Here is an 11104-nt window from a genome sequence, read left to right on the forward strand (position 1 = left end):
ATTTAAAAAAACATCTCGAAGTAGAAAATTTGAGTCAATTCAATATTTACTTCCCCATTCCTTCTAGGTTTTTAGTCGAATACTTAAAAAGCAGGTAGTCATGTTCAACAAGAAAATACGTTTCAGCCTCATCTCTATTGCTGTGTTGATGTTACCTGCACTGTTCCTGGGCAATGCCTACGCAATGGCATCGCTATCCATTCCTCAGGCACAACAAGAACATACACAGACAGAACCTGTAGTTGCGACTGCGGTTGATGCACCACCAACAGCAAATACGTGGGACAGAAGCGGCGTCGATCGGGCTTCGGTGCATCTGCAAATTTTGATGCAGTCAAACAATCTGTTCACTGACAGTACAACATCGAGTGCAACGCAGAAAAAACCAAGTGTTGTCGCCAAGAAGAATCAAACAAAGCCAGCTAATAATTCTTAGTTTTAGGTCGTGAGCACCGAATCCGTAATCCCATACGGTCAGCAAAAAAAACAGCAAAGAATTGCATAGAAATACGATGGTGAGCAATGGGATTCTGAAGATACTTACCCAACGTGTCTTCTCTTGTTATTAAATTGCTCTGGTATTTTCCGCGAGTTAAAGTCTATATCGCACTGCGGTCGATTCTCTTACTCAAAATGATGGACGTTGACGTTTGTCGCACGCCATCCATAGCCCCTATCTGATCAAGCAAACGATCCAACGTATCAGTCGTATCACAGCGCAAAGTCAGCATGTAATCAATTGCGCCACTTACAGCGCATAAAGTTTCAGTCTCTGGTAAGTATTGCAGATACTTAATCAATGCCGTCGCGTAACGTGCTTCAACAGATAAGCCGACATAGGCACGGACAGAGGGCTGCACCATTTTTTGATTGAGTTTAACGCCGTAACCTGCAATCACACCCCGCTTTTCCAATGCTGCAATCCGCGCAATCACTGTTGTCCTCGCAACACCGATATGCTTAGCGATCGTTGTCACCGGCAAACGTGCGTCATCCATCAACAATGCTAAGACTTGGTTGTCTACTTCATCAAGTTCAGGCTTCATATAGTCATTTTGTATTAATAGTTGGTCAAAATGTATTAAAGAATAGCATTTTGACGATAATTTAAGCACTATTATCTGACAAAACTTCCGTCTAGACTTACCTCAGGAACAAATTAAACAACACTCTGGGATGAGAAAAGTACCTGCGCAAGTTCGTGACGATTTTGGAGCATTTCTATGCAGCGTCTTACGTCACTTTTTGCCAAAACATCTTTCCCAGTAACGCTAAATAACAATTTCCGGAGACAAATCATGGCAACGAAACTCATACTTCTCGGCGCGGGCAAAATTGGCGATGCGATTCTCAATTTGCTGTCACATACGGGCGATTACGAAATCACCGTTGCAGACCGAGATCCTGAACGGCTCAAATATGTTGAACAAGCAGCGTTTCCACATACGCGCGTCGTCCTCGCCGATCTTGGCGACAAAGCAATCGTAACGGAACTGATTCGCGGCCACAAAGTGACGTTGTCGGCCTGTCCCTATTTTCTGACGCCGATCATTGCAGGTGCCGCGCTCGAAGCAAATTCGCACTACTTCGATTTAACGGAAGACGTTGAAAGTACTCGCATCGTAAAATTGCTCGCTGAGGGTGCGGATTGCGCGTTTGTTCCGCAGTGCGGTCTGGCACCAGGTTTTATCTCCATCGTTGCTAACGATGTAGCAAAAAAATTTGATTCACTCCGCGATGTAAGCATGCGCGTTGGCGCTTTACCTACGTTTCCAAACAACGCTCTTAAGTACAATCTGACCTGGAGCACCGACGGCCTCATTAACGAATACTGCAATCCCTGCGAAGCGATCGTGGATGGCCATTTACGTGAAACAGCGGCACTCGAAGAAATCGAACACTTTTCGCTCGATGGCATTGACTATGAAGCATTCAACACATCCGGCGGCCTCGGCACTTTATGTGAAAGTCTGCAAGGCAAAGTACAGAATCTGAACTATAAAACAGTTCGCTACCCCGGCCATCGCGACATTGTAAAAATGCTGATTCGCGATCTTGAGCTAGGCAAACTAGAGCGTCGCCCTATTCTGAAGGACGTATTAGAAACTTCCATCCCTATGACCAAACAAGACGTTGTATTGGTTTTTGTGAGTGTGGTTGGTATGCGTGCAGGTCGCCTGGAACAAGAATCCTATGCAAAAAAAATCTACGCTCAAAATGTGAATGGGCAGTTGTTATCTGCAATCCAGCTCACTACCGCCTCAGGTATTTGCGCCATGGTCGATCTGGTTGTCACTGGCAAGCTGCCACAGCACGGTTTGGTGCGCCAGGAACAAACGAATCTATCGGATTTTCTGGCTAATCGCTTCGGCAAATATTACGCCGTATAATCGAAGCATCTGGCAATACAATCAAAGAACTGGGGTAAACAGACCAGTTCTTGATTGATACAAACTTTTTCATCCCAGCATGGCGCTTGCTTCATCAGATTGAAAACTAACGCCATCTCACACTCTGAACCGATGATCATGGATAACTCCACACTGCACACATTACTTACTAGCCTGGGTGTTCAATTAAGCGACTATCAAGGCTCTGACATCGCTAGCATTTCACCTATTGATGGTAAAACCTTGGCGACTTTACGGTCAGACTCAGCAGACGACGTTAAGGCACGCATCAACCGAGCACACAATGCATTCCAGCAATGGCGTCAAGTGCCCGCACCACGCCGAGGAGAACTGGTGCGTTTATTTGGTGAAGAGTTACGTACCCACAAAGAAGTACTAGGTAAAATTGTCACACTCGAAGCTGGCAAAATTTTGCAAGAAGGACTCGGCGAAGTTCAAGAAATGATCGACATTTGCGATTTCGCTGTGGGTCTTTCGCGCCAGTTATACGGCTTGACAATCGCCTCAGAACGTCCAGGTCATCGCATGATGGAGCAATGGCATCCAATTGGCGTTGTTGGCGTCATTTCCGCGTTTAACTTCCCTGTCGCAGTGTGGGCATGGAATGCTGCGTTAGCATTCGTTTGCGGTAATAGCGTAACCTGGAAACCATCCGAAAAAACACCGCTCACCGCAATTGCTACCCATGCCTTGTTCATGAAAGCCGTTGCCAAATTTGGTGATGACGCACCACAAGGTCTGGCAGAACTAATTATCGGCGACCGCGAAACGGGCGCACAAATGGTTAATGATAAACGCATCGTCTTGGTCAGTGCCACGGGCAGTACGCGCATGGGCCGCCAAGTCGCCGAGGTCTGTGCAAAACGTTTAACCCGAACAATCCTGGAACTGGGCGGCAATAATGCGATGATCGTTGCCCCCAGCGCCGATCTCGAGATGGCTGTACGGGGCATCACCTTTTCAGCCGTAGGTACTGCTGGACAGCGCTGCACGACATTGCGCCGTCTATTTGTACATGACAGTATTTATGATGCTCTGGTACCTCGATTGAAGAAAATTTACGCTGGCTTACCAATTGGTAACCCCCTCGACAAGTCCACGCTTGTTGGACCGCTGATTGATAGCGCAGCGTTTGACGCCATGCAAAGCGCATTAGCGGTAGCAAAAAATGAGCAAGGTCAGATCTTCGGTGGAAATCGCGAAAACGTTTCGGGTTGCGAAAGAGGTTTTTACGCTCAACCAGCTTTAGTTGAAATGCCAACGCAAACTGCGTCGATGCATCACGAAACCTTTGCGCCAATCATGTACATCGTTCGCTACACTGATCTGCAACAGGCGATCGATTGGAACAACGAAGTGCCACAAGGCTTATCATCGTCGATCTTTACTACAGACATGCGTGAAGCAGAAAAATTTGTCTCTGCAGTTGGTAGTGATTGCGGCATCGCCAATGTCAACATTGGACCATCTGGCGCAGAAATTGGCGGTGCATTTGGCGGCGAAAAAGAAACGGGTGGAGGAAGAGAATCTGGTTCAGATGCGTGGAAAGCCTACATGCGTCGCACGACCAACACTTTCAATTACAGTAATGCTTTACCGCTCGCACAAGGAATTAGCTTTGATATTTGAAGTGATCAGGTAATCACCATGTAATCACCAGGTAATGACAGATTAGCTGCCAGATTTAATCTGGCAGTTTTTTATTTATCGCTCAATTAGACTATTTGTAGCAATTTCAGATAAAATCCATTTAACATTTTCCTGAAAATTGCAGACCTGTCGCTAATGTCCAAACATTCCCTGTCGCAGTTCTTGCTCATCTTTACGTTTTTCATTGCGCTAATGAGCAACGACGCCAGTAGCAGCGAGACTATCTACTACCCCCGCTCGACAGCAAAAATTGATCCGCATATTGACTTTATTCTTGAGATTTTAAACACCGCATTACGCGAATTTCCGGGAAAATATCAGCCAGTGCCTAGCGCAGCGGCATATCCTCAGACACGCTCCATCAATGAAGCGATATCCCCCTATGGCCAAATCGATCTTGTTTGGACAATGTCGACGAATGAGCGAGAAACAAAATTAATACCTATTCGCATACCTTTAGACAAAGGACTACTGGGCTGGCGGATCGCCTTTGTTAATGACAAAAATAAAGATATTTTAAGCCAGGTAAAATCGTTGAACGATTTGAAAAAATTTGACGCCGGACAAGTTCATGATTGGCCCGACACGGAAATTTTACAAAACAATATGCTTAATGTCGTTTCTTCTTCCACCTATGAAGCGATGTTTAAAATGTTAGCAGCCAATCGTTTTGATTATTCGCCCCGAGCAATATTTGAAATTTGGGGAGAATTGGCAAGCCATTCGAGCATGCCCATTTTTATCGATACTCACATCGTTTTACATTATCCGACAGCTTTTTATTTCTTCGTTTCCCCCCGCAAGCCGGTATTTGCCAACGACTTGAAATTAGGTATTGAGCGCATTATCACCAATGGACAATTTGAAAAAATTTTTCAAAAATATCAACGTGATGCAATCCAAAAAGCCGACATCAAACACCGCACTGTCATAGAATTGAGAAATCCACTGTTGGACAGTCGAAGATTGCCATTAAATCGACCCGAACTCTGGTTCAAACCATAAACGAACAGCAAAAATAGCAAAATGCAAAAAAAATCGTTAGAAGGCTTTACTCTGGAAAACATTCTTCTGCAACTGGTAGCGGACTACGGATGGGATGGACTCGCTGAAAAAATTCAGATCCGCTGCTTCATGATCGATCCCAGTGTAAAATCCAGCCTTAAATTTTTGCGTAAGACACCTTGGGCGAGAGAAAAAGTCGAACAATTGTTTTTGCAAGTCAAATAAATAATAAAATACCATGATTAATTCGGCACCCGGCTGCCGGATTACATTGCCGTCACATCATAAAAACACCAAAAAACCCAGTACCTGACAAAATCACTCAAGTTTGCTATACTTGATCAAAATGCTCAACAACTCAGGGCATACGATTTTTGCCATAGGCACCGGAGCAACAACATGCGCCTTACCACCAAAGGACGATTCGCGGTTACCGCTATGATAGACCTGGCATTACGCCAGGACAAAGGGCCAGTCACGCTCGCTGGGATCAGTCAGCGCCAAGACATCTCCTTATCTTATCTTGAGCAATTGTTTGGCAAGTTACGCCGCCATGAAATCGTTGAATCAGTGCGCGGCCCGGGCGGCGGCTACAATCTCGCAAGGAAGGCACAAAACGTGACCGTGGCTGACATTATTATCGCTGTCGACGAACCTCTTGATGCAACACAATGCGGCGGCAAGGGAAATTGTCATGGTAGTGATATCAGCAATGGCCTGCACTGTATGACCCACGATCTATGGGCAACATTGAACGCAAAAATGGTCGATTATCTCGATTCAGTTTCATTACAGGATCTGGTCAATCAACAAAAACAGAAAATCTCGGAAAACCAAGTCGTTGTCATGCATCAAGTGCATGTCAATCACACTGCTTCTTGAATATTTGGAGTCTTGAATGAACGCACCACTGGAACAAAGTCTGCTGGACACACTAAAGTCCCCACACTTCCCTATTTACATGGATTACTCCGCGACAACACCGGTTGACCCGCGTGTGGCCGACAAAATGATTCCGTTTTTACGTGCGCAATTTGGTAATCCGGCATCGCGTAGCCATATGTATGGCTGGGATGCAGAAGCAGCTGTTGAAGAAGCACGCGGCAATGTTGCTGCGTTAGTGAATGCCGATCCACGCGAAATTATCTGGACTTCTGGCGCTACTGAAAGTAACAATTTGGCACTTAAAGGTGCGGCCAACTTCTACAAAGCCAAAGGTAAACATATTATCACCGTAAAAACGGAGCACAAAGCGGTGCTCGATACGGTACGTGAATTGGAACGCCAAGGCTTTGAAGCAACCTATCTGCAGCCACAAGACAATGGTCTGATCACGATTGAACAATTAAAAGAGGCAATCCGCCCTGACACTATTTTGATTTCTGTGATGTGGGTCAACAATGAAATTGGCGTCATTCAACCTATCGCTGAAATTGGTGAATTGTGTCGTGAACGTGGAATTGTTTTCCATTCCGACGCAGCACAAGCAACAGGTAAAGTAGAAATCGATCTGGAAAAAGTAAAGGTTGATTTGGTTTCTTTCTCTGCGCACAAATCTTACGGCCCTAAAGGTATTGGCGCTCTGTACATTCGCCGCAAGCCGCGCGTACGCCTCGAAGCGCAAATGCACGGTGGTGGCCATGAACGCGGCTTCCGCTCTGGTACGTTAGCACCTCACCAATGTGTAGGTATGGGTGAGGCCTTCCGACTGGCAAAAGAAGAAATGGAAAGCGAATTGCGCCACATCCGCGCGATGCGTGATCGTCTGGCGAATGGCCTCAAAGAAATTGAAGAGACCTATGTCAATGGCGACATGGAGCACCGCGTTCCGCATAATCTGAACGTCAGTTTCAATTATGTCGAAGGTGAATCGCTCATCATGGCAATTAAAGATATCGCTGTTTCCTCAGGCTCTGCCTGCACATCGGCTAGTCTGGAGCCGTCGTATGTGTTACGTGCGCTGGGTCGTAGCGACGAGTTGGCGCATAGCTCCATTCGCTTCACGATTGGTCGCTTTACGACCGAAGAAGACATCGATTTCTCTATCAACTTACTGAAGACTAAAGTCGAGAAACTGCGCGCCTTATCACCACTGTGGGATATGTATAAAGACGGTATCGATATTTCCACTATTCAGTGGGCGGCACATTAATTAATTTCTGATTGAAAATTCATTCATCAGACTGCACAGCGTACAAATATTCAGGAGCATCAAAATGGCATATTCAGACAAAGTATTAGATCACTACGAAAATCCACGCAACGTTGGCGCCTTCGAAAAAGGTGATGACAGCGTTGGTACTGGCATGGTTGGCGCTCCCGCCTGCGGCGATGTCATGAAACTGCAAATTAAGGTTGGCGCAGATGGCGTGATCGAAGACGCAAAATTCAAGACCTACGGCTGTGGTTCAGCAATTGCATCTTCCTCGTTGGTGACTGAGTGGGTCAAGGGCAAAACTTTAGACCAGGCACTGGAAATTAAAAACACAGCAATCGCTGAAGAATTAGCATTGCCGCCAGTAAAAATCCACTGTTCCATCCTGGCAGAAGACGCGATTAAAGCAGCAGTACTCGATTACAAAAACAAGCATAGCGCAGCGTAAAAAGCATAGCGAAGATTTGACGCAGTAAAGATGGGGAGCAACATGGCAATTACACTCACAGAAAAAGCAGCAAAACACGTGACTCGCTACATGGAACGTCGCGGCAAAGGCATAGGCCTGCGCTTTGGCGTACGCACCACCGGCTGCTCTGGCATGGCCTATAAACTCGAATATGTGGACGAAGTCGGATCTGATGATTCCGTATTTGAATCGCACGGCGTAAGAGTATTCGTTGATCCAAAAAGTTTGCCGTATATTGATGGTACAGAGCTCGACTTCGCCCGCGAAGGATTAAACGAAGGCTTTAAATTTTACAATCCAAACGTTAAAGATGAATGCGGCTGCGGTGAAAGCTTCCGCATTTAGTCTACAAGTAAACAGTCATGCAAAATCATTTTGAGCTATTCCAGTTACCGCAGCAATTTTTACTGGACATGGGTGAGCTCGATCGGGCATATCACGAAGTACAAAACCAAGTTCATCCAGATAAATTTGTACAAGCCAGCGAGGCTGAAAAACGGGTTGCTATGCAATGGGCAACGCGTGCCAACGAGGCCTATCAAACGCTCAAAAAGCCGCTCAAGCGCGCAACATATCTGTGTGAATTGCATGGTGTGGATTTGCAGACTGAATCCAATACGAGTATGCCCGCGAGTTTCCTGATGCAGCAAATGGAGTGGCGCGAAGCCTTTGATGATGCGCGTCACACAAATGACTTGCAGTCACTTATAGCTCTGGAAAAAGAATTACACCAAGCTTTAAAATCACAATTGTCACTGGTCGCCTCAACACTGAGCGAATCTGACTATATCACTGCGGCACAACAAATACGTACATGCATGTTCTTGGAAAAATTCATTGCTGACATTGCAGCTTTGGAAGAATAATTTCGACTAACCTCGCGCAAAATTTTAGCGCCAATTTGATGGCTTGCCATCTACTTCAGATACCATGGCTTTATTGCAGATTTCAGAACCAGGCATGTCCACCGCACCCCATCAACATCGACTGGCTGTTGGCATCGATTTGGGTACGACAAACTCATTAGTGGCGACTGTTCGCAACAGCATTCCTGAAGTACTCAATGACGAAGAAGGCCGGCCGCTACTGCCCTCCGTTGTTCGTTATCTGCCGAATGGTCACGCGCATATTGGGTTCAAAGCACAGGCAGAGCAAAGCAATGACCCAAAGAACACGATTGTTTCCGTTAAACGCTTTATGGGGCGCGGGTTAAAAGACATCGCTTATGCTGAAAATCTTCCTTATGATTTTCATGATGAGCCCGGTATGGTGCAACTTAAAACCATTGCAGGCATTAAAAGTCCGGTTGAAATTTCGGCACAAATTTTAGCAACGTTACGTCAGCAAGCTGAAGACGCACTGGGTGACGATTTGGTTGGTGCAGTCATTACCGTTCCAGCTTATTTTGACGATGCTCAGCGTCAGGCAACCAAGGATGCAGCAAAACTTGCCGGACTCAACGTCCTGCGTTTACTGAATGAACCAACCGCTGCCGCCATTGCGTATGGGCTCGATAATGCCTCCGAGGGAACTTATGCGGTGTACGACTTAGGCGGCGGTACCTTTGACATTTCTATTTTAAAAATGAGTAAAGGTGTTTTTGAAGTGCTCTCTACGGGCGGCGACTCGGCCCTCGGCGGGGATGACTTTGACCATCGCTTATTTTGCTGGATTTTACAGGAATCGAAATTAGCACCGCTATCTGATGAAGATACCAGCACATTGATGGTAAAAGCGCGCGAAGCCAAAGAAATTCTCTCGAGCAAACCTAGCACTTATATCGACGCAAAGCTAAACTCGGGCGAAAGCGTACATCTGCAAATCAGTGCGAGTGTTTTTGCTGAAATGACTCAAAACCTCGTGGTAAAAACGATGACGCCTTGCCGCAAAGCATTACGCGACGCTGGCCTATCAAGCGATGATATTGACGGTGTGGTCTTAGTTGGCGGCGCCACCCGCATGCCGCATGTCAGAAAAGCCGTAGGTGAATTTTTCGAAACGACGCCTTTGGCCAATATCGATCCCGATAAGGTTGTTGCTCTGGGTGCAGCGATTCAGGCAAATCTTCTGGCTGGTAATCGTGCGCCGGGGGATGATTGGCTTCTTCTGGACGTAATTCCTTTGTCGCTTGGTGTAGAGACGATGGGAGGCTTAGTTGAAAAAGTCATACCCCGTAACTCCACTATTCCATGCGCGCGCGCGCAGGAATTTACCACATTCAAAGATGGTCAAACGGCATTGGCTATCCATATCGTGCAAGGTGAACGTGAACTCGTCAGCGACTGTCGTTCATTGGCACGCTTTGAATTGCGCGGCATTCCGGCAATGGCTGCAGGTGCGGCACGTATTCGCATTACCTATCAAGTCGATGCAGACGGCTTATTATCCGTATCCGCACGCGAATTACGCTCCGGCGTGGAAGCCACCATCAGCGTTAAACCTTCGTATGGTTTAGGCGATGATGATATTACTCGCATGTTGCAAGACTCATTCAGCGCCGCAGACGCGGACATGCAACTACGCGCACTGAGAGAAGAACAAGTCGAAGCGGAGAGAATCTTACTGGCAACCCAATCTGCATTGGATGCAGATCGCTATTTGATTTCCGCAGAGGAGTTCGATGCAATAACAGGCTTAATGGAAGCAGTGAGAACACAAATGGCGCAGAATGATCACAACGTATTACATACGGCCATTACTAATCTTGCCAGCGGTACCGAAGAATTTGCCGCACGGAGAATGGATCAAAGTGTCCGTAGTGCACTAGCTGGTAAAAAATTGAATGATATTGCCTGATCTTGGGTTTTAAAAAACACTGTTACCTCTCAGGATCGACGCATTTTTTTGCCGATCTTGAGTTTTAAGAACTAAATTTAAAGCTAGTTTAAAAGCCACCAATATTGAATTAAATCGAGAATCAAATGCCTAAAATTATCGTCCTACCCCACCCTCAATTGTGCCCAGAAGGTACAGTCATCGAAGCAGATGAAGGGAAATCTTTGTGCGAAGCACTGGTCGAGAACGACGTTGAGATCGAACACGCATGCGAGATGTCCTGTGCTTGCACGACTTGTCACGTTGTCATACGAGAAGGTTTTCGCTCGCTAAATACCTCTACCGATGACGAAGAGGACCTACTCGACGCAGCGTGGGGTTTAGAAGCGACATCCAGACTCTCATGCCAGGTTAAATTGGGACAACAAGATATTACGATCGAAATTCCGAAGTACACTATTAACCATGCTAGGGAACACCATTAAAACTCTTGGTGCGATGGGAATCATGTATTAAATATTTTTTTTGATAACATCCATATTTATATTCGTTGAAATCCTCATAAAATGCCAACAACGATCTAGATTTATATCGGTTATTGCTCACAACACGACGCAACACCCATCAACAAATTGTAGC

13 protein-coding genes are annotated in these 11104 nt (G+C 46.1%); 12 read left to right on the forward strand and 1 reads right to left on the reverse strand.

Annotated features, from left to right (window positions below; all coding sequences use genetic code 11):
• Positions 1-100 precede the first annotated feature (100 nt).
• Positions 101-436 (forward strand): hypothetical protein, encoded by a 336-nt coding sequence (locus tag ACO0K1_RS04735; RefSeq protein ID WP_423023209.1) that lies wholly within the window; start codon positions 101-103, stop codon positions 434-436.
• Between the two features lie 163 nt (positions 437-599).
• Here the strand turns inward: ACO0K1_RS04735 and ACO0K1_RS04740 are convergent, their stop codons facing one another.
• Complete coding sequence (locus ACO0K1_RS04740) at positions 600-1046, reverse strand: Lrp/AsnC family transcriptional regulator (protein WP_423023211.1); 447 nt, start codon at positions 1044-1046, stop codon at positions 600-602.
• Between the two features lie 252 nt (positions 1047-1298).
• On the opposite strand from ACO0K1_RS04740, the gene ACO0K1_RS04745 reads away from it, so the two are divergent.
• From ACO0K1_RS04745 to fdx, 11 genes are all read left to right on the forward strand, one after another.
• Complete coding sequence (locus ACO0K1_RS04745) at positions 1299-2390, forward strand: saccharopine dehydrogenase C-terminal domain-containing protein (protein WP_423023213.1); 1092 nt, start codon at positions 1299-1301, stop codon at positions 2388-2390.
• A gap of 132 nt (positions 2391-2522) precedes the next feature.
• Entirely contained in the window at positions 2523-4040 is a 1518-nt protein-coding gene (locus ACO0K1_RS04750; protein WP_423023364.1) for an aldehyde dehydrogenase family protein, read from the forward strand.
• Positions 4041-4196: 156 nt separating this feature from the next.
• The gene (locus tag ACO0K1_RS04755; RefSeq protein ID WP_423023215.1) at positions 4197-5066 is read left to right on the forward strand and encodes a substrate-binding periplasmic protein; all 870 of its coding nucleotides are present in this window, start codon (positions 4197-4199) and stop codon (positions 5064-5066) included.
• A 21-nt stretch (positions 5067-5087) separates the two neighbouring features.
• Complete coding sequence (locus ACO0K1_RS04760) at positions 5088-5291, forward strand: VF530 family DNA-binding protein (RefSeq protein ID WP_423023217.1); 204 nt, start codon at positions 5088-5090, stop codon at positions 5289-5291.
• 174 nt (positions 5292-5465) lie between these two features.
• Complete coding sequence (iscR, locus tag ACO0K1_RS04765) at positions 5466-5948, forward strand: Fe-S cluster assembly transcriptional regulator IscR (protein ID WP_423023219.1); 483 nt, start codon at positions 5466-5468, stop codon at positions 5946-5948.
• Between the two features lie 16 nt (positions 5949-5964).
• Positions 5965-7218, forward strand: a complete 1254-nt coding sequence (locus ACO0K1_RS04770; RefSeq protein ID WP_423023221.1) for an IscS subfamily cysteine desulfurase — start codon at positions 5965-5967, stop codon at positions 7216-7218.
• Positions 7219-7282: 64 nt separating this feature from the next.
• Positions 7283-7669, forward strand: coding sequence for a Fe-S cluster assembly scaffold IscU (gene iscU, locus ACO0K1_RS04775; RefSeq protein ID WP_186910731.1), 387 nt, complete (start codon positions 7283-7285; stop codon positions 7667-7669).
• Positions 7670-7711: 42 nt separating this feature from the next.
• On the forward strand, positions 7712-8035 hold the full coding sequence (gene iscA, locus ACO0K1_RS04780) for an iron-sulfur cluster assembly protein IscA (RefSeq protein WP_423023223.1): 324 nt from the start codon (positions 7712-7714) through the stop codon (positions 8033-8035).
• A gap of 17 nt (positions 8036-8052) precedes the next feature.
• Positions 8053-8556, forward strand: coding sequence for a Fe-S protein assembly co-chaperone HscB (gene hscB / locus ACO0K1_RS04785; RefSeq protein WP_423023225.1), 504 nt, complete (start codon positions 8053-8055; stop codon positions 8554-8556).
• Between the two features lie 64 nt (positions 8557-8620).
• A complete protein-coding gene (gene hscA, locus ACO0K1_RS04790; RefSeq protein WP_423023227.1) occupies positions 8621-10486 on the forward strand; it encodes a Fe-S protein assembly chaperone HscA in 1866 nt (621 codons plus the stop codon).
• Positions 10487-10611: 125 nt separating this feature from the next.
• Positions 10612-10950 (forward strand): ISC system 2Fe-2S type ferredoxin, encoded by a 339-nt coding sequence (fdx, locus tag ACO0K1_RS04795; protein WP_423023229.1) that lies wholly within the window; start codon positions 10612-10614, stop codon positions 10948-10950.
• Positions 10951-11104 lie beyond the last annotated feature (154 nt).

It is taken from the genome of Undibacterium sp. SXout20W (genome assembly GCF_049340285.1).
Classification (GTDB): Bacteria; Pseudomonadota; Gammaproteobacteria; order Burkholderiales; family Burkholderiaceae_D; genus Undibacterium.